Source organism: Brevibacillus sp. SYP-B805, assembly GCF_011059135.1.
In the GTDB taxonomy this organism is placed as follows: Bacteria; Bacillota; Bacilli; order Brevibacillales; family Brevibacillaceae; genus Brevibacillus_F.
In genome coordinates this window covers 1-22,141 of the sequence record NZ_JAALGD010000018.1, presented here as the reverse complement: position 1 = coordinate 22,141, position 22,141 = coordinate 1, and the positions used below count along the sequence as shown (strand labels likewise).

Annotated in this window: 20 protein-coding genes, 10 tRNA genes and 1 rRNA gene; 4 read left to right on the top strand and 27 right to left on the bottom strand. The window is 55.9% G+C overall.

Annotated features, from left to right (window positions below; translation table 11 throughout):
- Positions 1–225: 225 nt before the first annotated feature.
- The 14 genes from G3578_RS21000 to G3578_RS18180 form a co-directional block, all read right to left on the bottom strand.
- The gene (locus G3578_RS21000; protein WP_165214576.1) at positions 226–1,878 is read right to left on the bottom strand and encodes a flagellin N-terminal helical domain-containing protein; all 1,653 of its coding nucleotides are present in this window, start codon (positions 1,876–1,878) and stop codon (positions 226–228) included.
- A gap of 259 nt (positions 1,879–2,137) precedes the next feature.
- Positions 2,138–2,226: transfer RNA gene (locus G3578_RS18235), tRNA-Ser, on the bottom strand.
- Positions 2,227–2,414: 188 nt separating this feature from the next.
- The gene (locus G3578_RS18230) at positions 2,415–3,848 is read right to left on the bottom strand and encodes an aldehyde dehydrogenase family protein (protein WP_165214695.1); all 1,434 of its coding nucleotides are present in this window, start codon (positions 3,846–3,848) and stop codon (positions 2,415–2,417) included.
- Between the two features lie 53 nt (positions 3,849–3,901).
- On the bottom strand, positions 3,902–4,642 hold the full coding sequence (locus G3578_RS18225) for an amino acid ABC transporter ATP-binding protein (RefSeq protein WP_165214692.1): 741 nt from the start codon (positions 4,640–4,642) through the stop codon (positions 3,902–3,904).
- A gap of 4 nt (positions 4,643–4,646) precedes the next feature.
- The gene (locus tag G3578_RS18220; RefSeq protein ID WP_165214573.1) at positions 4,647–5,351 is read right to left on the bottom strand and encodes an amino acid ABC transporter permease; all 705 of its coding nucleotides are present in this window, start codon (positions 5,349–5,351) and stop codon (positions 4,647–4,649) included.
- A 15-nt stretch (positions 5,352–5,366) separates the two neighbouring features.
- Positions 5,367–6,221: a substrate-binding periplasmic protein gene (locus G3578_RS18215; RefSeq protein ID WP_165214570.1), complete on the bottom strand. Its 855-nt coding sequence runs from the start codon at positions 6,219–6,221 to the stop codon at positions 5,367–5,369.
- A gap of 42 nt (positions 6,222–6,263) precedes the next feature.
- Positions 6,264–7,583 (bottom strand): 4-aminobutyrate--2-oxoglutarate transaminase, encoded by a 1,320-nt coding sequence (gabT, locus tag G3578_RS18210; RefSeq protein ID WP_165214690.1) that lies wholly within the window; start codon positions 7,581–7,583, stop codon positions 6,264–6,266.
- 162 nt (positions 7,584–7,745) lie between these two features.
- Entirely contained in the window at positions 7,746–8,435 is a 690-nt protein-coding gene (locus G3578_RS18205; RefSeq protein WP_346774035.1) for a GntR family transcriptional regulator, read from the bottom strand.
- Positions 8,436–8,582: 147 nt separating this feature from the next.
- Positions 8,583–10,001, bottom strand: coding sequence for an aldehyde dehydrogenase family protein (locus G3578_RS18200; protein WP_346774034.1), 1,419 nt, complete (start codon positions 9,999–10,001; stop codon positions 8,583–8,585).
- Complete coding sequence (locus tag G3578_RS20995) at positions 9,998–10,144, bottom strand: hypothetical protein (protein WP_241254707.1); 147 nt, start codon at positions 10,142–10,144, stop codon at positions 9,998–10,000. The genes G3578_RS18200 and G3578_RS20995 overlap by 4 nt, the downstream gene beginning before the upstream one ends.
- The gene (locus G3578_RS18195; protein WP_165214564.1) at positions 10,141–11,421 is read right to left on the bottom strand and encodes a peptidase; all 1,281 of its coding nucleotides are present in this window, start codon (positions 11,419–11,421) and stop codon (positions 10,141–10,143) included. Before G3578_RS18195 ends, G3578_RS20995 begins: the two co-directional genes overlap by 4 nt.
- Before the next feature lie 14 nt (positions 11,422–11,435).
- Positions 11,436–12,113, bottom strand: a complete 678-nt coding sequence (locus G3578_RS18190; protein WP_165214561.1) for a 3-oxoacid CoA-transferase subunit B — start codon at positions 12,111–12,113, stop codon at positions 11,436–11,438.
- Positions 12,095–12,796, bottom strand: a complete 702-nt coding sequence (locus G3578_RS18185) for a 3-oxoacid CoA-transferase subunit A (RefSeq protein WP_165214558.1) — start codon at positions 12,794–12,796, stop codon at positions 12,095–12,097. Before G3578_RS18185 ends, G3578_RS18190 begins: the two co-directional genes overlap by 19 nt.
- A gap of 2 nt (positions 12,797–12,798) precedes the next feature.
- A complete protein-coding gene (locus G3578_RS18180) occupies positions 12,799–14,139 on the bottom strand; it encodes an aspartate aminotransferase family protein (RefSeq protein WP_165214555.1) in 1,341 nt (446 codons plus the stop codon).
- A 149-nt stretch (positions 14,140–14,288) separates the two neighbouring features.
- Between G3578_RS18180 and G3578_RS18175 the strand changes: the two genes are divergently transcribed.
- Positions 14,289–15,830: a PucR family transcriptional regulator gene (locus G3578_RS18175; RefSeq protein WP_165214552.1), complete on the top strand. Its 1,542-nt coding sequence runs from the start codon at positions 14,289–14,291 to the stop codon at positions 15,828–15,830.
- Between the two features lie 4 nt (positions 15,831–15,834).
- On the opposite strand, the gene ablB is transcribed toward G3578_RS18175, so the two are convergent.
- Positions 15,835–16,674, bottom strand: a complete 840-nt coding sequence (gene ablB, locus G3578_RS18170; protein WP_165214549.1) for a putative beta-lysine N-acetyltransferase — start codon at positions 16,672–16,674, stop codon at positions 15,835–15,837.
- A 342-nt stretch (positions 16,675–17,016) separates the two neighbouring features.
- On the opposite strand from ablB, the gene G3578_RS18165 reads away from it, so the two are divergent.
- On the top strand, positions 17,017–17,754 hold the full coding sequence (locus G3578_RS18165; RefSeq protein ID WP_165214546.1) for a glycerophosphodiester phosphodiesterase: 738 nt from the start codon (positions 17,017–17,019) through the stop codon (positions 17,752–17,754).
- A gap of 62 nt (positions 17,755–17,816) precedes the next feature.
- On the opposite strand, the gene mnmL is transcribed toward G3578_RS18165, so the two are convergent.
- A complete protein-coding gene (gene mnmL, locus G3578_RS18160) occupies positions 17,817–18,785 on the bottom strand; it encodes a tRNA modification radical SAM protein MnmL/YtqA (RefSeq protein ID WP_165214543.1) in 969 nt (322 codons plus the stop codon).
- 163 nt (positions 18,786–18,948) lie between these two features.
- Between mnmL and G3578_RS18155 the strand changes: the two genes are divergently transcribed.
- Both G3578_RS18155 and G3578_RS18150 read left to right on the top strand, forming a co-directional pair.
- Positions 18,949–19,143: a hypothetical protein gene (locus G3578_RS18155; protein ID WP_165214540.1), complete on the top strand. Its 195-nt coding sequence runs from the start codon at positions 18,949–18,951 to the stop codon at positions 19,141–19,143.
- Positions 19,144–19,181: 38 nt separating this feature from the next.
- Positions 19,182–19,478 (top strand): spore coat protein, encoded by a 297-nt coding sequence (locus G3578_RS18150; RefSeq protein ID WP_165214537.1) that lies wholly within the window; start codon positions 19,182–19,184, stop codon positions 19,476–19,478.
- A gap of 71 nt (positions 19,479–19,549) precedes the next feature.
- Here G3578_RS18150 and G3578_RS18145 read toward each other — a convergent pair whose 3' ends face one another.
- The 11 genes from G3578_RS18145 to G3578_RS18095 all read right to left on the bottom strand — a co-directional run.
- A complete protein-coding gene (locus G3578_RS18145; RefSeq protein WP_165214534.1) occupies positions 19,550–20,782 on the bottom strand; it encodes a glycosyltransferase family 2 protein in 1,233 nt (410 codons plus the stop codon).
- Positions 20,783–21,106: 324 nt separating this feature from the next.
- Positions 21,107–21,183, bottom strand: a tRNA-Glu gene (locus G3578_RS18140).
- Between the two features lie 16 nt (positions 21,184–21,199).
- Positions 21,200–21,284: transfer RNA gene (locus G3578_RS18135), tRNA-Leu, on the bottom strand.
- Between the two features lie 66 nt (positions 21,285–21,350).
- Positions 21,351–21,425: transfer RNA gene (locus G3578_RS18130), tRNA-Arg, on the bottom strand.
- Positions 21,426–21,444: 19 nt separating this feature from the next.
- Positions 21,445–21,521 (bottom strand) — tRNA-Arg (locus tag G3578_RS18125).
- Positions 21,522–21,525: 4 nt separating this feature from the next.
- Positions 21,526–21,600, bottom strand: a tRNA-Cys gene (locus tag G3578_RS18120).
- A 7-nt stretch (positions 21,601–21,607) separates the two neighbouring features.
- Positions 21,608–21,683, bottom strand: a tRNA-His gene (locus G3578_RS18115).
- Positions 21,684–21,711: 28 nt separating this feature from the next.
- Positions 21,712–21,785: transfer RNA gene (locus G3578_RS18110), tRNA-Trp, on the bottom strand.
- Position 21,786: 1 nt separating this feature from the next.
- A tRNA-Met gene (locus G3578_RS18105) sits at positions 21,787–21,863 on the bottom strand.
- A 26-nt stretch (positions 21,864–21,889) separates the two neighbouring features.
- Positions 21,890–21,980: transfer RNA gene (locus tag G3578_RS18100), tRNA-Ser, on the bottom strand.
- 52 nt (positions 21,981–22,032) lie between these two features.
- Positions 22,033–22,141 (bottom strand): 23S ribosomal RNA (locus G3578_RS18095); the annotation flags it as partial.

Sequence of the window (22,141 nt, the reverse complement as noted above, 5' to 3'; positions counted from 1 at the left end):
CGCAGCAGCAGCGGGCCTGTCAAATGGAGGTAGAGAGAGAAACCATGTAATAAATTCTAACATAAAAACACCAATAGTCAACCAATTTTTTCTATATGTCAGATTTTATTACATTGAATTAACAAAAACATTCTCTAAATGTGCGATTCTTGTCAGTAGGGTGTTCCGGAATCGGCTCACTGTCTCCTTTGTAAAAATAAAAAACTGCCACAAAGGGCAGTCATACTACTTCAATAAATGTAAAACACCATTTGGTAACTGATTTGCTTGTGTTAACATGGCTTGTGAAGCTTGCACTAAGATATTTTGTTTTATGAATTCCATCATCTCTTTTGCCATATCTGCATCTCTAATCCGGGATTCTGCCGCTGTAAGGTTTTCTGTGTAGGTGCTTACATTTTCCATGATATGTTCGCAACGGTTTTGGTATGCTCCTAATGCAGAGCGTATTTCTGAAACGCGATTAGTGGCATTATTAATAAATCCGATAGCTTTTGAAGCATCAATTTGAGTATCAACTTTCGCAATATGAATACCTATGGCTACAGTATTCATTGCTGGTATCTTTATATCAAGTTTCTGATTAGCTTGAGATCCAATTTGCAAGGAGATTGTAGTATCACTAAACCCGACGACCACCTTGCCGTTATATCCAACTCCAACGTAACTTTCACCGTTAAAAGCTAATCCGTTAATGTCATCAAAAGTAGAACCAGAATCTGACGTTTCCCATACTGATCCATCTTTCGAAGTGAAAAGTTGTCCGCCCCATGAAACAGCAAGCAGTTGCTGTCCATTATATAGTACATTATAAAAAATGTCGCTTGGATTAGCTACCTGTGTCCAAGATAAACCATCAGGTGATGTTAGAATTACTCCGTTTCCAACAGCCACATATTGATTGTTTGCCCAAATTACAGCATTTATGTCACCTGTTGTGCCTGATGATTGCGATACCCAATTCACGCCGTCTGTTGATCTAAGTATTGTTCCATTCCTTCCAACCACAATGTACTCCTTACCACTAGAAGCTACATCAAGTAATTGTTCTGTTGTTCCAGACACAAGAGGAACCCAATTATTACTTATGGTAGGATCTGTAGTTGTGGCTAACTGCCCATTATCACCAACTGCAAGGTACTTTCCGCCAACATAATCAATGTCAAACCACCTGCCAGTCATACCGGTAATAGAACTAAATCCTATTCGATCTGCTCCATCTGTAGATAAGTAAATATGATCACCTTCACCGATCAAGAAATGCTGTCCATCCCAATTTACCGTGTTAAGATTTACACTGGTCACTGGTGGCGCCGGTTGGTACCAATTTATACCATCTGTTGACGCTAATAAATTCCCTTGAGTGCCCACTGCTAAGAATATATTTCCATTCGTTGCTATTTTCCAATAGTTCCCTGATGACCCACTATCAATAACATTCCAGCTTATACTGTTGCCATCACCACCATCAAATACCTTTATCCCATTAAATTCTGTGTTCTTGGCAATGTTATCAATTTCTTCCTTTAACTCTTCAAATTCCTCTTGAATACGTTTCCTGTCATCGTCGCTATAAGTACCGTTCGCAGCCTGTACAGCCAGCTCATTCATTCTTTGAAGTATATCATGAACAGTTCCTAAAGCACCCTCAGCAGTCTGAATAAGAGATATTCCATCCTGAACATTTCGTTTTGCCTGCTCTAACCCTCTAATCTGTGCCCTCATCTTTTCAGAGATCGCCAATCCAGCAGCATCATCTGCGGCTTTGTTGATCCTTAGGCCAGAGGACAATTTTTCCAAAGCGTTAGTTGACTTTCTATTATTTGATCGCAGTTTGTTATAAGTGTTGAGGGCTGCTAGATTGTGCGAAATAATCATGAAAACCATCCTTACAAAAATAGTTCCGTATACCTATTATATCGGTAACATTTCCCAATTTCGTAAGATATTTTTCTTGTTTTTCAGCGCGGATTACGCTCGGCTGAACCTCCTTCAGAAAAAAGCAAAAAGCAGGTGAATTATCTTCACCTGCATCCCTAACGATCTGGATTAAAAGACGAACTCCATCTATTTTGACTTTTTCACACAATCTGTTTCAAAAGTATCCAAGTCGGTAAAACCCTTGATATGACGAGTATGGCGGAGGGAGAGGGATTCGAACCCCCGTGGGCTTGCACCCTAACGGTTTTCAAGACCGCCCCGTTATGACCACTTCGGTATCCCTCCGTATGATATGACTGCCACATGCAAGTTAAAGTATAGCATACGGATTGTTTGTTATGCAAATCATTTTTTCACGTTCTTTAAAAGAACCACTCTTTTTTCACCTATCCGTGAGACTGGAGCATCCGATGAGACTGAAGCCGATCGGGAGCGTCTTCCGGTGCCGATCGGCTTCAGCCGCAAGTTGACGACTACGCCAAACGGATGCCCAGAAACTTCGGTTCCGTCATTTCTTCCATGGCAGCTTTCACGCCTTCTCTGCCGACACCGCTCAGCTTGACTCCCCCGTACGGATAGTTGTCCTGCCGATAGGTGGAAACCTCGTTGATCCACACCCCGCCCATTTCCAATTGCTCATACAGGCGGAATGCGCGGTGAATATCCGAGGTAAACACCCCTGCCTGCAACCCATAACGGGAATCATTGGCAAGGGCCACTGCCTCTTCTTCGGAATCAAACGGCGCAATCGTCACGATCGGAGCAAACACTTCCTCACAAACCACTTTCATGTCGGGCGTCGTATGGGTCAACACGGTCGGCTGCAGAAGCGTTCCTTCTCGCCGACCGCCTGCTGCGACCACGGCCCCTTGGGCGACGGCCTCGTTGATCCAGCTTTCCGCCCGAATAGCGGCCTCTTCCGTGATCATCGGCCCGACGTCGGTCGTTTCCAGGGATGGATCGCCGACCTGCAGCGCTTTCACCCGCGTCACAAACTGCTCGAGGAAACATTCGTAAATCTCCCGCTGCACATAGATGCGCTGCACGGAAATGCAGGTTTGGCCGGCAAAGGCAAACGCCCCTTTGACCAATCCTTCCACGGCGGCATGGAGATTGGCATCCGCGAAGACAATGTTGGGCGAGTTGGCGCCCAGTTCCAGCGTCACTCGTTTGTTGCCGGCCATCTCCTTGATTTTGTACCCGACTGCACCGCTGCCGGTAAAGGTGACCATCTTGACGAGCGGATGCGTAACCAGATGTTCTCCCACGTCTTGACCGGTGCCCATCACGACGTTCAGCGCCCCTTTGCACAATCCGGCTTCCTCGAGCAGCCGGGCGAGTTTCATGGCCGAAAGCGGGGTTTTCTCCGCCGGCTTCAGGACGACGGTGCAGCCGACCGCCAAGGCGGGGGCCACTTTGTGCAGCACCAGGTTGAGCGGAAAGTTAAACGGAGTAATGGCTGCGACGACGCCGACGGGGAAACGTTTCACCAGGCCGAACCGGTTTTCCCCGCCGATCGCGCTGTCCATCTTCAGCAGCTCTCCGTCGTCCGCCTTGGCCTGCTCGGAAGCGAAGCGCAGCACCTGCACCGCTCTCGCCACTTCCCCCCGCGAGTCCCGGATCGGTTTACCCGCTTCCTGCGTCAACAGCGCAGCAAACTCCTCACTCCGTTCCTCCAGCAGGTCGGCCGCTTTGCGCAGGATGGCGGAACGCCGATGAGCGGGCAGCTGTTTCATCGTTTCCACAAACACCCGATGGGCTGCCTGGATGGCTTCTTCCACATCATTCCGCGTGGCCAAGTCGACCATGCCGACCAGTTCGCCGTTAAATGGATTGCGTACCTCGAACGAGGTTCGTCCGTCTCCCCGTCTTTCTTCCCCGTTAATCAGTGATCCGATATGCAGCATAAGCCGCCCGGCCGCCGCAAGACAGCCGGGACCCACCTCCGTCCTCTACGTTGTCATTGTTTGACCCTGCTGAGAAAATTTCGCGCCCTCTCGCTCCTGGGCTGATGGAAAAACGCTTGCGGCGTCGCTTCTTCCACGATCGTTCCGCCGTCCATGAAGACGATGCGATCGCCGATATCTTCGGCAAATTTCATCTCGTGCGTCACGATCACCATCGTCATTCCTTCCCCCGCCAGTTCGCGCATGACATTCAGCACTTCCCCTACCAGCTCCGGGTCCAGGGCCGAGGTGGCCTCGTCAAACAGCATCACTTTGGGCTCCATCGCGAGTGCGCGGGCAATCGCCACGCGCTGCTGCTGGCCGCCGGACAGCTGGCTGGGGTAATGGTCCATCCGGTCGGCCAGACCTACCTTTTGCAAATATTTTTCTGCCGTCGCCCGGGCTTCCTCCGGTCTCTTTTTCCGCACCGTGATCTGCGCCGCCATCACATTTTCCAGCGCTGTCTTGGTCGGGAAGAGATTGAACCGCTGAAAGACCATGCCCACCTCGGCCCTCAGGGAAGCCACATGTTTTTCGTCGTACTTCTTCCCTTCCTCGCAAAAAGGAACGCCTTCAATCCGGACGCTGCCCGAGGAGGGTTGCTCCAGAAAATTCATGCAGCGGAGCAGCGTTGATTTTCCTGAACCGGAAGGCCCGAGAATGACCACTTTTTCTCCGCGATGGACGATCAGGTCAATCCCTTTGAGAATCTCCATGCTGCCAAACCGCTTGTGCAAGTTTTCCACTTCTATCATCGGTTTAGACGTTTGCATGACGCGATAACCTCCGTTCGAGCAAGCGCACGCCTTGACCGAGCGGAATGCCCATCAGCAAGTAGACCAAAGCGGCGATGGTGTAGGATTCAATGGTCAGGAACGTTTGCGAAGCGTATGCCTGTGTCGTCAAAATAATCTCGCCCAGGGTAATAAACGCGCATAACGACGTATCTTTGGTCATCATGATGAAATAGTTGCCGAGCGGCGGTATGGAGATGCGGAATGACTGGGGAATCACAATGTGCCACATCGCCTGTCTCTGCGTGTATCCCAATGCCAGGGCAGCCTCCATCTGTCCCTTGTCGATGGCCAGGATGGACGAGCGGATCACTTCAGACATGTAACAGCCGTAGTTGATGCCAAGGCCGATGACGCCCGCCGTAAACGCGTTGAAGTTCACATGATAATCGGGAATCCAGATCGCCCCCACCCGGCTGACAATTTCCGGTAGCACATAGTACACATAGAGCAATTGCACCAGCAGCGGGGTACCCCGGACCAGCTCGAGAAAGAGAACCAGGATTCTGTTAAGCCATTGTTTCTTGCCAAGCCGTCCCAGGGCGATCAGCATGCCGATGACGAGCGCCAGGCTGAACGCAATCAGCGTGAGGGAAACGACCGTCCACAGCGCCTCAAGAAGAGACGGCGTCAGTTCCTTGAACGCTGTTCCGAAATCAATGTTGTTCAATCGTCATCTCTCCTGTTACTGAGCCATGTTATCTTCGTTCAGCCCGTACTTTTTCAAGACCTCCAGGACAAAGCCTTCCTCTTTCAGTTTTTTCAGCTCCTGGTTGACGGCCTCCAGCAGGTCTTTGTCCTCTTTGCGCACGGCTGCCGCGATGGTTCCCTCAAAATGCGGAGTGTACGGCGAAACAAGCTTCAAGGCAAGTGTCGGGTCGTGGGCGATGCTGTACGCCGCCGTGGCGCTGTCGGTGATGCAGGCGTCGATTTTTTGGGTGTTGGTGGCAAGCAGGAGTTCCGCCTGGGAACCGAAGATTTTTACTTCCTTGATTTTCCCTTCTTTTTGCAATTGCTGCGCGTACTCCAGGAATGCCATCCCCTTCTGTCCGCCCACCACTTTGTCCTTCAGGTCTTCAATGCCTTTGATGTCCGAATCTTTGCGGACGACCAATCCTTCTCCCTCCCGGTACCAGGGGATCGTGAAGGTGGCGATTTTCTCCCGTTCCGGCTTGATATACATTCCGTCCGTTACCATGTCGATGTTTTTGTTGTTCAATTCGATCAGCAAATTCTCGAATTTGATTTCTTTCATTTCTACTTTGGGAATCCCCAGCCGCTTGGCAATTTCCTTGATGATTTCCGCATCGATGCCGGTAAACTCCTTGGTGTCCTTGTCAATAAAAGCGAACGGGGTGTCGTTGGAGGAACCGACGACCAGGACGCCTCTCTCCTTGATGGTTTGCAGGGTTCCTTTGCTTGTGGAGGAAGTGGCTCCGGAGCCGGCGGATTGGTTGACCGGCGCGCTCTGACCGCCGCAGCCTGCCAGAAGAGCGAGAGAGAATGAGGCGACCGCCACATATTTCAGCCATTTTTTCATCGAAAACCCACCTTTCACCTGAATACCTTGATTTTTTTCAGCCTAGTGGAGCTCTTCTTTCAGCACACTCTCCAGCACCTGGAGGCCTTCTTCCAGCTGCTCGTCCGTGATCACCAGCGGCACGAGCACGCGAATCACGTTTCCGTACAAGCCGGCACTCAGCAGGATCAGCCCTTTTTGCTGGGCATTGTGGATGATTCGCTGTGTCAGCTCTTTATCCGGCGCCTTGCTGACGGGATCCTTTACCAGTTCCATTGCACACATGGCACCGAGCCCCCGCACATCCCCGATCTTTGGATACAGGGTTTGCCATTGGCGAAAACGGCCCATGATCGCTTGTCCGATCTGCTGCGAGCGCGCCACCAGCCCTTCTTCTTCGATGATCTTGATCACTTCGAGCGCGGCTGCGCAGCCCAACGGACTTCCACAGTATGTACCGCCGATCTCGCCCGCTTCCGGTGCGTCCATGATCTCCGCCCGACCGACAACGGCGCTGATCGGAATGCCGGCACCCAACGACTTGGACAGTGTGATCAAATCCGGTACCACCCCGAACTGCTCAATGGCAAACATCGAACCTGTTCTGCCGAATCCGGTCTGAATCTCGTCCGCGATGAACAGGATTCCGAATCTTTCGCAAATTTTCTTTAAACCTTGCATGAACGGCACGGAAGGAACAATAAAGCCTCCTTCCCCCTGCACCGGCTCGATGATCACCGCGGCAATCTCCTCTGCGGGCGCTTCGGCGAGGAAGAATGTTTCCAGACGGTTCAGCAGTTCCCGGTCCAGTTGCTCGGCTGACATTCCTTCGGGTGCGCGGTAGTAATACGGATGGCCGACGCGATACACTTCCGGAGCAAACGGGCCGAACTGGAACTTGTATGGCCTTACCTTGCTGGTCAGCGTCATGGTCAGCAGCGTGCGCCCGTGATATCCCCGTTCAAACGAGATGATGCCTTTGCGCCCCGTATACTTGCGCGCGATTTTGACCGCATTTTCCACGGCTTCCGCGCCGCTGTTGGCCAAAAAGGTTTTCTTCGGGAAGTCCCCCGGCGTAATGCGTGCCAGTTCCTCGGCCAGCCGGATATACGGCTCATACATCATGACGTTAAAGCAGGGGTGGATGTACTGCTCCGCCTGTTTTTTGATCGCCTCGACCACCCTCGGCGGACAATGTCCCACGTTCAGCGTGCCGATCGCGCCGGCAAAATCGATAAACGTGTTGCCGTCGACGTCGGTCAGGAGGGCTCCCTCTCCTTTTTCCGCAAAGGTAAGCACCGTGTTAAACGGCCCCCGTGCGACAACCTGTTGCTTTCTCTTCAGCAATTCCTGGGCTTTCGGTCCCGGAACAGCCGTCTTCATATGAATGTAGCCCACTTCTGTTCCCCCTCAACGATTAATGTGTACAAAAATTGAATACAGAATTGTATACGATTTAAGTCATATTATAAAAAATCGAAAAAACGCTTACAAGTCAGAATATTAGATATATCAACAAAATTAATTTTGCCGAAGCGGAAGCATTTACCGCTTCACGTATCGCGACACCAACTGCTCGATGGACAAACTGTGTTTCACCGCTTTGGAAAAATCGACATCGCCTTTGATCTCATGAATATGGCTGCTGGCCAGCTCCGCAGCCAAGCGGCCATCCCTGTTTTTGATCGCTTCGAGGATCGCCCCGTGTTCATCCATGGAATGCGGCTCTCCTTGGTCCGTCGTGTCATAAAAGGTGAAAATGATGTGGGAAAGCGAGATCAACTGACGCAGGTAGCTGATCAGAAACGGGTTGTGAGACGCCTCGGCCAAGGTGAGATGAAAGTCCGCGATGGCTTTTAACGCCTTGTGATTTTCTTTCTGTCTGTAATATTCTCTTTCCTGATGCAAAAACGTCTCCATCTCCTCCAACTGCTGCGGTGTCGCGTGTTCGGCGGCAAGGCGGGCCGCTTCCCCTTCCAGCAGCGTTCTCAACGAAAAAATCTGTTCCGCTTCGTCGGGTGAAGGACAATAGACGAACGCTCCCCGATTCGGGACAAGCTTGATCAACGATTCGTACTTGAGCCGCTGCAGAACGGCACGAATCGGCGTGCGGCTGACTCCGAACGCTTCCGCCAGCGACGTCTCCACAAGCTGGGTGCCCGGGGAAAGTTCCGCGTTGAAGATCGCCTCTTTCAATACCCTGTAGATTTCTTCTTCTCCAATTCTTTGGCTCACTCTACTTCCCCCTTTGGTACGGTTCCTGCACAGAGGCCTGGGTAATCAAACCTGTTTTACTTAGTTAGGTAAGCACACGCAAGCTGTTTCGTCAAGATGTGTGAAGAAAACCCGGCCGCAAGGGAGTCGACCGGGTCCGCATTCGAATCAGCGTTTGATGGCAACCAGTTTCAATTCCGTCAGTTCCTCGATGGCGTACCTGATGCCTTCGCGGCCCATTCCGCTCTCCTTCACGCCGCCATACGGCATGTGATCGACGCGGAACGTCGGCACGTCGTTGATCATCACGCCGCCGACGTGCAGCTCATCAGCCGCCTGCAGCGCCAGAGACAGGTTGTTGGTATACAGCCCCGCCTGCAGGCCGTACCGGGAGTCGTTGACCAGCGCAATCGCCTCCTCCACCGAGTCTACGGGATTGACCAGGACGACGGGGCCAAACACCTCCTGGCAGGAGACTTTCGCATCGGCGGGAACGCCTGTGAGGATGGTGGGCTGCAGCACGCGACCCTCCACTTCCCCGCCGCATGCCACGCTTGCGCCGCGCTGCTTCGCTTCCTCGATCCAGGCCAGGGCTCGCTCCGTCTCTTTCGGGCTGATCATCGCCGAGTAATCCGTCTCCTCCGACAGTGGATCTCCCCCGCGCAGCTTGCGGGTCTCGGAGACGAATGCCTCCAGGAAGGCCTGATACATCTCCTTCACCACATAGATGCGCTGGACGGAGATGCAGACCTGCCCCGAGTAGGCGAACGCCCCGAATACGCAGCGCGGCACGACAGCGGCCAGATTGACGTCCCGATCCACGATTACCGCCGAGTTGGACCCCAGCTCCAGGGTGACGCGTTTCAAGCCTGCCCGGCTGCGGATGCCGATCCCCACCGCCGGACTGCCGGTGAACGTAATCGCCTTTATCCGCGGGTCCGCCACCAGTTTGTCGCCAACGGTTCCGCCGCTGCCCGTGACCACATTGAGCGCCCCGGGAGGAAGCCCGGCCGCCTCGGCCAGTTCGGCCAGGAAAAATGCGGAGAGCGGTGTCTGGGAGGCGGGTTTCAGCACGACGGCATTGCCCGCAGCCAGCGCAGGCCCCACCTTGTGCGCCACCAGGTTCATCGGGAAGTTAAACGGGGTGATCGCCCCGATGACGCCCAACGGTTCCCGGACGGTATAGGCGACGCGCCCTTCGCCGCCGATCGCCGCATCCAGCGGCACGGTTTCTCCATGGATCCGCTTTGCCTCTTCCGCCGCAAACTTGTAGGTTTGGATCGTGCGGATCACCTCGCCCCGCGCCGTTTTGATCGGCTTCCCCGCTTCCAGCGCGATGATGCGGGCCGCTTCTTCCAGGCGTTCCTCAAACAGGCGGGAGATTTTTTCCAGGATGGCAGCGCGCTGATGGGCAGGCATCCGGCGCATGGCATAAGCCGCCTCCTGGGCGCTGGCGATGGCCTGATCCACCGTTCGTTCGTCCGCCTGCGGGATTTCGGCAATCCGCTCGCCGCTGTAGGGAGCGTGCAAAGGGGCATAAACCGTTCCCTCTCGCCATTCCCCCGCGATATAAAAGGCCTTTTTCACGATTGGTCCCTTCCTCTCTTCTCGGAATACGGTGTGCACCACTCTTCCAATACGCTTTCCTGGACGTTTAATCCTTCCTCCAACTGCGCCTCCGTAATCACCCGTGCGGACAGAGGATGCGGATGACATTGCAAAGGCTTCATGCTTCCTCCTCCGCCAGTCCGCACCATTCCAGGAGGGTAAGCGCGAATATTTCGGCACATTGGAATATGGTGTCCAATTCGATGTACTCGTTGGGATAGTGGGCCACCTGTGTCACCCCTGGACCAAACACAACCGCCGGCGTGTCCGCCAGCTTAGTCAGCAGGCCGCCGTCCGTTCCCCACGGCGAAGCTTCGATCACCGGATCGGTTCCGACGACCGCGCGGTATGTTTCCTGCAGAAGCATCACCAGCGGATGATCCTCCGCCACGGCTCCCGGCACCCAGCGGGCCCCGAACCATTCCAGTTCGACAGGATGCTCGGCAAACCACGGATCCTTGTCGGCCAAGCGGGCCAATGCCTCCGCCATCTCGCGCTTGGCCTCCTCCATCTCCTCGCCCGGTGCAACGCCCATGCGCCCTTCCAGCGTCACCAGGTCGGCGACGGAGGAGGGCCACTTGCCTCCCTGGATTACCCCGATGTTGATGGGAATCGGAATGGGCAGCGTGGCATACAAGGGATCGGTGATGCGCCGGTTGCGCTCCTTCTCCAGTTCGGCTACCGCCTGGACGACCAGCAGGCTTTTCTCGATGGCGCTGACGCCCTCATACCGTGTGCCGCCGTGGGCCGAACGCCCTTTCACCCGCAGCCGGAACCACATGGAGCCTTGCTGCTTGGGAAAAATTTTCATATTGGTCGGCTCCGGCACCAGCGCCGCATCCGCCCGGTATCCGCGCAGAATGGCAGCCAGCGTGCCCGCTCCGCCGCTTTCTTCTTCCACCACGCTCTGGAAGATCACATCCCCTTTCAGGCGGACGCCGAGCGCCTGCAGGGTTTGGATCGCCAGGAGAGCGGCCAGATTGCCCCCCTTCATGTCGGTGGCGCCGCGTCCATACAGCCGGCCGTCGCGGATGACGCCGGAAAACGGGTCATCGTCCCACTGCTTCTCATCGCCTGCGGGAACCACATCCACGTGGCCGTTCAGGATGATGGAGCGCCCTCCCCCCGTTCCTTTCCAGACCCCGACCACATTGGGACTGGCTTCAAACGTCCGGCGTGGAGAGACGAAGTACGGATGCTTCAGGAGCTCATCCCCTTCCATCACCCACAGGTCAACCTCCAGGCCCATCGCAGCCAGCCGGGACGCGATCTTCTCCTGAAGCGGCCGTTCCTGCCCCTGCAGGCTGGGCTCCTTCACCCACTCCTGCAGCAGCCGCGCTGCCGCCTCCCGCTCCTGCTGCAGCTGCGCATGAATCCTTTCCTGCCATTCCTTTCGCACGGTATCACTCCCCTTTATTCAAATACCGTTACTTCCCCGTCGATCTTCAGCTCCGCTTCCGTCGCGCCGATAACGTCGGCCACCGTATAGGGATGCATCACCTCGCGCAGATACAGGCCATCCGCCCGAACCTCCATGACGGCCATGTCCGTGATGATCAGGTCAGCCGCTCCCCTTGCCGTAAGCGGCAGGCTGCATTCCCTGATCACCTTGGAACGGCCGTTTTTATCCAGATGGGTGGTGAGCACCATGACCCGCTTCGCCTTCTGGGCCAGTTCCATGGCTCCTCCCATTCCCGGCACGCGTTTGCCCGGCACGATCCAGTTCGCGATGTCCCCTTTTTCGCTGACCTCCAGCACGCCCAGGATCGTCATGTCCAGCAGGCCCCGGCGGATGATGGCGAAGGCGGTGGCGCTGTCAAAGAAGGAGGCCCCCGGCATCAATGTGACGGGAAACCCGCCGGCGTTGCACAGCATCGGATTCTCTTCCCCTTTGGCCGGACTCGGCCCCGTTCCGAGGATGCCGTTCTCCGCGTGGAAAAATACGCGCTTCTCCCTGGGGATGTAATCTGCCACCAGCGTGGGAATGCCGATCCCCAAATTGATGATCATGCCGTCTTCGATTTCCATGGCCGCTCGGCGGGCGATCCGCTCGCGGTAGCCTTCCGCTTCCCTTACTTCTCCCACGCCCATCGCCAGTTCACCCCTTTGCTCTGTACGATCATGTCGACGAATACCCCGGGCGTCACGATCTCTTCCGGATGCAAATCACCGATCTGCACGATCTCATCCGCTTCGACGATCGTGATGTCGCCGGCCATCGCCACCAGCGGGTTAAAATTGCGCGCGCTGGTGTCATAGACGAGATTGCCGAAGCGGTCCGCTTTTTTGGCATGGACAATCGCCACCTCCGCCGTCAGCGGCGTTTCGAGCAGGTATTCCTTGTCGCCCACCGTGACTTTCGTTTTTCCCTTTTCCGCGATGGTGCCGATGCCGATATCGGAGAGGATGCCGCCCAGGCCAACTCCTCCGGCCCGCACACGCTCCGCCAGGATCCCCTGCGGGCAAAACTCCACTTCCAGTTCCCCGGCCGTCATCTGCGCACCGGCATTGGGATTGGATCCGATATGGGAAGCGATCACCTTCTTCACCCGGCGCTCCGTCACCAGCCTCCCCACGCCGATATGCGGGAAGGCCGTGTCATTGCTGATCAGGGTGATCTCCCTTATTCCCTTTTCCAGGATGCCTTCAATCAGGGTGGGCGGATTGCCCACGCCCCCGAAGCCGCCGACCATGAGGGTCATGCCGCTGTGAAAATAGCTCAAGGCATGCTCCAGGGAGACGACTTTGTCGAATCGATCGCCTGTGTGCGCCATCTTTACACCTCCGCCAACTCAGCCTGCACGTCTTCCAGCGTCGCTTTGAGCAGGGCAAGCAGGTGGTCGATTTCTTCCTTCGCAATCGTCAGCGGGGGGGCGACGATGATGGCATCCCCCGCGACGCCGTCCAGTCCGCCCGCCGCCGGATAGAGGATCAAGCCTTTTTCAAAAGCCTTGCTCAACACTTTCTGCGTCACGCCCAACGACAGCGCAAACGGTTCCTTGGTCTCCTTGTTTTTCACCAGCTCGATCCCGCACAACAGTCCCAGGCCGCGCGCCTCTCCGATGAACGGGCAGTCGGCCGCCAGCTTTTTGAGCTCATTCAATAGATATGCGCCTTGTGACGCCGCTCGCTCTACCAGATGATGTTTTTCCACATAGCGCAGCACCGCCAGGGAAGTCGCCGCCGATTGCGGATTGGCGCTGTAGGTGTGTCCCGCCATGATGGCCCCGCTGCCGCGAGCGATCGTCCCGATAATCTCCTCGGAAGCCATGGCCGCCGCCATCGGGGTATACCCGGCGCTCATCCCTTTGCCCAACGCCATCAGATCGGGTACCACGCCCCAGTGATCGATGCCGAAATGCCTGCCCGTCCGACCGATGCCGGTCATCACTTCATCCGCGATAAACAGCACCTGGTAGCGATCGCAGATTTCCCGGATGCGCTGAAAATACCCGTCCGGCGGCACCACCGCCCCGCCGGAAGCGCCGATCACCGGCTCGGCGATAAACGCCGCCACATGTTCGGGGCCGATGCGCCGGATCGCGGCCTCCAGTTCATCGGCACACTGCCGCGCATACGCTTCTTCGCTGATGCCGTCCGGCCGGCGGTAGGGATACGGCGCGCTCACCATCGGATAGTCGGCCAGCAGCGGGACGAACCGTTTGCGGCGCAACACATGGCCGGACATGGAGAGCGCCCCCATCGTGATGCCGTGATAGCTCATCCAGCGGGAGATGATGCGGTTTTTCTTCTCAAAGCCTTTCTCCTGCCAATATTGGATGGCGATTTTTTGGGCGGTTTCGGTAGCTTCCGAACCGCTGCTGACAAAAAAGCTCCAGTTGAGCTCGCCGGGCGCCCATTTGGCCAATGTGGCCGCCAGCTCTTCCACGGCATCGCTGCTAAAATGGGAGCGATACGCAAACGAGACCCGTTTGGCCTGTTCATGCATGGCATCGGCAATCTCTTCCACACCGTGGCCGATGCTGGCTGTCACGGCGCCGGAGCAGCCGTCCAGATACGCTTTCCCCTGCTTGTCGTACAGATATACGCCTTTGCCGTAAGCGATAAACGGGTATTGTTTGGCCAGTTCCGGCTTAATGACAAAGCTTCTCTCCATGCCTTCCACCTCGTGCATTTTACTTTCCTTCATCGTATCGCAGCCAAGCGACCGCGCCATTCGCCCCGCTGGCAAAAAAAGATTGGTGAAAAAGCAAAATCTTTTGTACATTTTGTATAAGAGACTTGCATCGGAGAGGGGAGCATGCGATGACCATTACCATCCGGGAAGCCCTGCAACTGCCGGACATGGTGCAGACGCGGCTGGTTGCCGGGGCAAACGGCCTGGACAATCAAATCCGCTGGGTCACCATCGTGGAAGTGCTGGAAGACGCCTCGCGGTTGATGGAGGGGGAATTCCTCATCACCACAGGCTTTGGCCTGGAAGGGGATCCCGTAAAACTGAAGCGGTTCATCCCTTCGCTTGCGGAGCGGAAGTTGAGCGGTGTGGCCCTGCATACGGGCTTCTATCTGCGGGAGATCCCGCCGATCCTGATCGAGACGGCCGACCGGTATCACCTGCCGCTGATCGAAATACCGGTGGAAATGAACTTCTCCACCGTGACGAAAGCCATCCTGCAGCCGATCATCAATCGGCAGTTTGAGACGCTTGCCTATTCCGAGGCGATTCACAACCGGATGATCAATGCGGCCTTGTCCAAGGGAGGACTGCCCGCGATTGCCAGGGAGCTCGTTCAGCTGACAGGCGGTGAGGTGGAGATCGCGGATGCGCTCGGCTACGACCTGGTCCGCCTTGCACCGGATACCGCGCCGCCCCCGGCGGGTCAAACGGAGCGGAAAACCCGTCAGGTTCCGATCCGCGCTCACCGGGAAACATACGGCACCCTGACGCTTTGTAAACCGGCCGCAGCCTGGAAAGAGCTGGATGATGTCGCGCTGCAGCATGCAGCCACCTTGTGTGCGCTGGAATATGTGAAGGAACGTGCGGTATCGGCCACGGAATGGCGTTTGAAGGGGGATTTTGCGGAAGAGCTTCTCAGCGGGAGGATCACCGTCGGCGCGGAGGCGGAAGCGCGCAGCCGCATGCTCGGCTATCCGCTCGCCGGCAGCCATCTGATCGCCGGGATGCGCATCGCTGCCGGGCAGCAGGAGGATCTGCCCCTGCTGCACCAGAAGCTGAACACCCTGCTCACCAGGCTGGCCGACCGCAGCGGTCTCCATTACCTCCTGCGCGAACGAGCCGCCTATCTGCTGATGATTTTGCCCGATCAGCGGAGCAGCCATGCGCTTCTCCAGCAGCTAGCCCTCCAGTGGCAAAGGCTGGACCCGGCTCATCCGCTGCAAATCGGCGTCAGCAACCCGCGGGCCCATGTGTCCGAGATACCGGAGGCGGCCCAGGAGGCTCTTTTTGCCCTGCAAGCCTATCCCCTGCTGGCCGATGTCCCGCAGGTTCTTTCCTATGCCGGCATGAAAGGGTATCAATTCCTGTTTCCGTATCATCAGCAGCCGGAGAAGCTGGAGCAGCTGTGGCGGCCGCTGCTCGGCCAACTGGTCGCCCATGACGCCAAACACGGACAGCAGCTCCTCGAGACGCTGGACGCCTATTTTGCCCAAGGCCTCAACGGGCTGCAAACCGCCCAGGCGCTTTACATTCACCGGCATACCCTGAAATACCGGCTGCAGCAGATCGAAAGCAAAACCGGGTGCAGCCTGGAGGATGCAGCCGCCCGCTGGCAGCTGCAGCTGGCGCTGATGGCATACCGCCTGCACCGGCTGCTGTACCCTGCCTGACCGGCTACTCCCACGTTTCTTTCAACGGTTTCACCCAGATATTCATATCTTCATACCCGGAGGAAATACGGCAGTTGTTGATCAGACGGCCCCGGTACGCATACCCCTGCCTGGCCGCCGTGATATTCATGGCCGCCGATTGGGCACGGGTCAGGGTGTACAAATAATAGATCCCTTTCGCTTTCATCTTCTCTTCCAGGGCCGCAAACAGCGGCTGCAGCAGTCCCCTGCCCGCATGCGCGGGATGGGTGGCGCAATCCGTCATCTCCGCCGAGCCGAAGCGTGCGCTGATCTCGGCCGATGCCGCGCAGGCGATACCATCGTCCGTTTCCGCCACGACATAACAGGTTCCCTCCCGCATCGTCTTGCGGATATAAGCGGCGTCATCCATCGGCGTCGGATAGACGGGGAATACCTGTCGATACAACGCGGCCAAAGCGTCGGCATCACCCTCGTCCGCATCCCGCAGCCGGTAGCCGTCCGGCAGCTCCCTGCGTTCCGCCCGCCCCTTTGCCAGGCTCAGGCGCAGATTCTCCTCCGCCAGCGCAGGGGCGGTGGACGCCGCCCGTTCCGGCGTCAGGAAGTAAGAGAGCATCTGCGCGTTCTCGCCCCGGAAAAAACCGTCGATCTTTCCTTCCTGCCGGTACCCGAGCTCGAGCAGGGCGGGGACGTCCGCTTTTTTTGCATACATGATGATCTTGTGCAGGTCATTCTGTTGGCCTTCCCGCAGCAGCGCGGCATGCAGCCGGGGAATGGCTGCCGCTTCATAGGAAAGAACCCGGATGCGCTGGTTATGCGGATCCACCACGATATCGCCATTGTCAGCCAGTTGGGCGATCTCCATCTTCTCCCTCCCTGTTCTCCGGTTTTTTACCATTGTAGCACCTGCGCATGGGGCGTCATCCGTCAAATTGTACAATTTTCATGCGCCTATTCCGCCTGCCATGCATAGGATAATGGCAAAAACGGATGGAAGGAGAGATACGCGTTGAGTTCGTCAGACTTTTTGTTCAATCAGGAATTTCGTATCGTGCTGGTCCTGTTTATCTTGCTGGTGATCCTCTTCCTCATTGTGGAGAACTGATCGCCAGCCGACTTCACCCCCGCGTGACCGCGGGAGTTTTTATGTGGGCGCCCGCGCATATGGATTACTAGGTGCGGATTACACGGGAAGGAGGAAGCGCGGATGGCACCTTTGATTTACGCTCACCGTGGAGCCTCGGCCCATTGTCCGGAGAACACGATGGAGGCTTTCCGGCTGGCCAGAAAACAGCGGGCAGACGGCATTGAACTGGATGTGCAGCTGACAAGGGACGGGGAACCGGTGGTGATCCATGATCACACCCTCAACCGGACAACCGACGGCTCCGGACCCGTCAGTGAATATACATGCCGGGAGCTGCAGCGCTTTAGCGCCGGCGCCTGGTTCCATCCGCTCTTTCAACAGGCTCGCATTCCCACCTTGGAGGAGGTTTGCGCTTACCTCGCCCCCACCTCCATGCGCCTGATTGTGGAGTTGAAAAACTTTTTCCTGCCCCAAGCCGATCTGGAGGAAAAAGTGGTGGAGCTTCTTCGCGCGTATGGGCTGTCCGAGCGCACCATCATCTCCTCCTTTAACTTCGATAGTCTGCTGCGGATCAAAGAGCTGGACGACCGGCTGGCAACGGCTCTCCTCTATGTGGGAAACCTGCAGGACCCCTGGGAGATTGCCAGCCGTTACCAGGCGCAGGAACTGCATGCGCCGAGAGAGGCCGTCACGTCTTCCCTGATCAAAAAGGCACATCGCCGCGGATTTCCTGTTGTTGCCTGGACCGTCAACGCCGCTCCGCATTTGCGGGAGGTGTTTGCGATGAAGGTGGACGGCGTGATCACGAACTATCCGCTGCGCGCCAGAAAAATCCGGGAGAAAAAGCGAAAAGGATGAGCACAGACAGCAAAAGGGAGCCTTTGTTCGTTGCACAAGGCTCCCTTTTGCCATGGGCTGTATCAGGTGGTGGGGGTCCAATATTTCCCCTGCCACGAGTTTCTTCTGAGCAGTTCGGCGTCGATGCCGTTTAATACTTCCCATTTCTTCCGGCTCCACATCGGACCGATCAGCAGATCAGGCGGGCCGTCGCCGGTGACGCGATGGACAATCATGTCCGGGGGAAGGATCTCCAGGGTGTCCACCACCAGCTTGGTGTATTCCTCCTGTGTCAGGAACTGCAGCAATCCCTGTTCATACTGCTTCACCATCGGGGTTTTGCGCAGCAAATGGAGCAGGTGGATCTTGATCCCCTGTACATCAAGACCGGCCACCGCTCTCGCCGTTTCCATCATCTCCTCGTGGGTTTCCTGCGGCAAGCCGAAAATGATATGGGAGCATACGCGGATATTGTGCTTCCGCAGTTTGGCCACCCCATCCAGATAGCATTGATAATCGTGGGCCCGGTTGATCAGCCGGGCGGTTTTTTCATGGATGGTTTGCAGCCCCAACTCAACCCACAGGTAAGTGCGTTCATTCAGCTCGGCGAGATATTCCACCACGTCGTCGGGCAGGCAGTCCGGCCGCGTCGCGATGGAGAGGCCGACAACGCCCTCCTGCTTGAGGATCACCTCGTACATCTCCCGCAGCTCTTCCACCGGCGCGTACGTATTGCTAAAGGCCTGGAAAAATCCGATGTACTTGGCTTGCGGCCATTTTTCATGCATGCGGCTTTTGACATCGTGAAACTGCCGCTCGAGATCCATGCGTCGATCCCCGGCAAAATCGCCCGAGCCTCGCGCACTGCAGAACGTGCACCCGCCGATGGCTGCCGTCCCGTCGCGGTTGGGACAAGTAAAGCCGCCATCCAGGGGAACTTTGAACACTTTATCCTGAAACATCTGACGCAGATGATAATTCCATGTATGATAACGTTTGTCGCCCCAACACAACGGCTGGGCGTCCACGATCGGTTTCGCCGTTTGCTTCATCGTTCAGGCTCCTTTCTCTTTGCCTCCATCCCTTTATTATAACAGGTTTTGCCGCAGTCCGCGAAAAGCAATTCCTGCAAGGTATAAGGGCTATCCCTCTGTCCCATCCTAACCATTGTGCCGGACGGGCACGCGAGTTGAACATCGTGAAGGGGGATGCAGCATGCCGAATCAACGTTTTGCGCCGCATGAATGCCTGGAAGTGCATGAATTGGTCGCAGCCAAGGCGATTTGTGTGGAAAAGGCCCAAGCGTATCTGTCCCAGGTGACCAATCCCCAGCTGAAAGCGCTCATCCAGCAGGATATCGGCACCGCCCGGCAGCACATTCAGCAGCTGCAGCAGGTTTTCGGCCGGTAACGCTTGCCATCCACCATTTCCCTGAAGGAGGATAACGCATGACCATCGCCGCTCCTGTGAAGACCCTTTCGGAAAAAGCCATCGCGCTGGATATGCTCCTCGGAGCCAAACAGCTTGTCGGTTCTTACAGCCGCGCGCTGAACGAATCCCAAGATCAGCAGCTGCGCTCCGTGCTGGAAACCCAGCTGCGCGATGCGATCCATTTCCAGGAAAGTGTGGCGCAATTTGCGATTCAACAAGGCTATTATGCACCGCAGCTCCCGCCCCAACAACTCGTCCAGCAGGATATCCAGGAAGCCATGCGCGTGATCGGACAGGCCAACCAATCGATGTGAGGCTTCCTCCGGCGCGCGCAATCGCTTCAAAGGAAAAACCACAGGGTCGTGCCTCTGTGGTTTTTCCCATGCTATTGCATTTCCTCAATGCGGATCGCCCGCGTGTGAACCGTATGGCTCCATTCTTGATTGTTCTTGGTAAAGAACGCGTAGAAGAAAATGGGCAGCCAGGTTAGGAAGAAAATCGGCAGCAGCAGCAAGCCCAGATACGCTTTTAGCGGCACCTTCTCCAAATACAGCGCCAGGATGGGCAGCAGGTAGAACAGGGCGGTCGACCCGTAAACCAGCCATTCCGGCAGCACGGTTGCCATCGGCATGCTGTCCCAGTCGAAGAGGCGGCCGACAAACAACAGCGACATCAGCGTGACAATCAGCACATACATCGGTTGAAAGAGATAGAAAGCGGCATCGAGCATGCCTAAACGGCGCGCCTTCAGGCCATTTTTGATCACGCTGCCGATGTAGCGTCCGGCCACGTCGTAGTGCCCCTGCATCCAGCGAAGGCGCTGGCGCATGGACGCCTTCAGATCAATCGGCTTCTCGTCATATACCTTGGTATCGTGGCACCATGTGGGGTAAATCCCCCGCTCGATGCATCGGGTGGCAAACTCCAGGTCCTCCGTCAGGCTGGTTGCCCCCCATCCCATTTCCTTCAACAGGTTGCTTTCGATGCACAACCCCGTCCCGCCCAATGTATTGGGCAGACCAAGGTTGTGGCGGGCCAACTGCCACATCCGGTTGGTAAACCAGTACGTCACGGCGTAGGAGAGGGTAATCCACGAGTCAAACGGGTTTTTGGAGTCCAAAAACGCCTGAATAACCCGCTCCCCCTTGCAGAGACGATCGTTCATGGCCAGCAGGAAATTCTTTTCCACCAGATTGTCGGCGTCGAACATTACGACGGCATCATACTGGCGCGGCATCGCCCAAAGATTCTCCAGCATCCATTCGATTCCGTACCCTTTGCCGCGCTTGGTGCTGTCAAACCGTTCGCAGGCATAAGCGCCGTGCGCGCGCACGATCTCGGCGGTGTTATCGGTACAGTTATCGCAAATGACAAAGATATCGTACATTTCTTTGGGATAATCCAGTTGCTTCAGGTTTTCAATCAACGGCCCGATGACGGCGCTTTCGTTATGCGCGGCGACAAGCACCGCAAATGTTTTTTCCGGTTGGTGCGTGATCGCTTCCTTCTTCCGGAACAAGCCCGCACAGGATACCAAGGTCTGGTAGGTGCTGACGACACCAACCGTAGTGCTGAATCCGATGAAAAGCCCCTCAATGATCTCTTTTATTGTACTCATTTTTTTCTTCTCCTCGACCTATGCCATAAAGTCTCTATGGGTAATAGGCAGTGATCAATCATTGTTTCTCTCTAAACCCTCAATTGAGTTTACATGAAACGGTACCATGCTGCAATCGGACGAAAGTGGCAAAATCCTTGATTTTCCACGAAATCACAGGGTTTTTCTCCATTTCGTCACCCTACCGCCTGATAAAGCACTGCTATCACCTTTCCCACGATCGGGGAGTTCTATTCTCACTGCTCGACCTAAAATGTATTTGTACGCAGAAAAAAAAGCCTTTATGCTGAAAGGCTTCGCTGACAAGGAAGAAAATCTGGAAAGTGGTGACCCGTAGGGGATTCGAACCCCTGCATGACAGCGTGAAAGGCTGCTGTGTTAAACCGCTTCACCAACGGGCCGCTAACAAAATATGTATGGTGCGGTCGGCGAGACTCGAACTCGCACGGGTCGCCCCGCCACCCCCTCAAGATGGTGTGTCTGCCAATTCCACCACGACCGCATGATCTTACGTTGTTCCCTTTGTTGACCTGCTTGTGTCAACCCAGGAAATGAGAGAAGGTAAGGATGGTGAGCCTACCAGGACTCGAACCTGGGCACCTGGTTCCGGAGACCAGTGCTCTATCCTCTGAGCTATAGGCTCATCGCGTCTGTTGAAAAAATGGCGTCCCAGGAGAGATTCGAACTCCCGACCGACGGCTTAGAAGGCCGTTGCTCTATCCAGCTGAGCTACTGGGACATCTTGGAGGGAGTACCCGGATTCGAACCGGGGCATAAGAGTTTTGCAGACTCGTGCCTTACCACTTGGCTATACTCCCGTTGAAATGGGGCGATCGATGGGATTCGAACCCACGAATGCCGGAGCCACAATCCGGTGCGTTAACCCCTTCGCCACGACCGCCATCATCGGAAAGAAATAATATTGTTGCTGGCAGGGGCAGTAGGAATCGAACCCACGCCAAAGGTTTTGGAGACCTTCGTTCTACCGTTAAACTATGCCCCTGTGGTAGCGGTGGAGGGGATCGAACCCCCGACCTTTCGGGTATGAACCGAACGCTCTAGCCAGCTGAGCTACACCGCCACGATGATGAAGTTAAGTGGAGGAAATGGCGGAGAGTGAGGGATTCGAACCCTCGCTACGCTTGCGCATACTAACGGTTTAGCAAACCGTCCCCTTCGGCCTCTTGGGTAACTCTCCGTAAGTTTACACCTTCAAAACTGGATACGCAAGATTTTGCTGAAGGCTTGCTGTGGATAAGTCCTCGACCGATTAGTATTCGTCAGCTCCACGCGTTGCCGCGCTTCCACACCGAACCTATCAACCTCATCGTCTATGAGGGGTCTTACCAGCTTGACGCT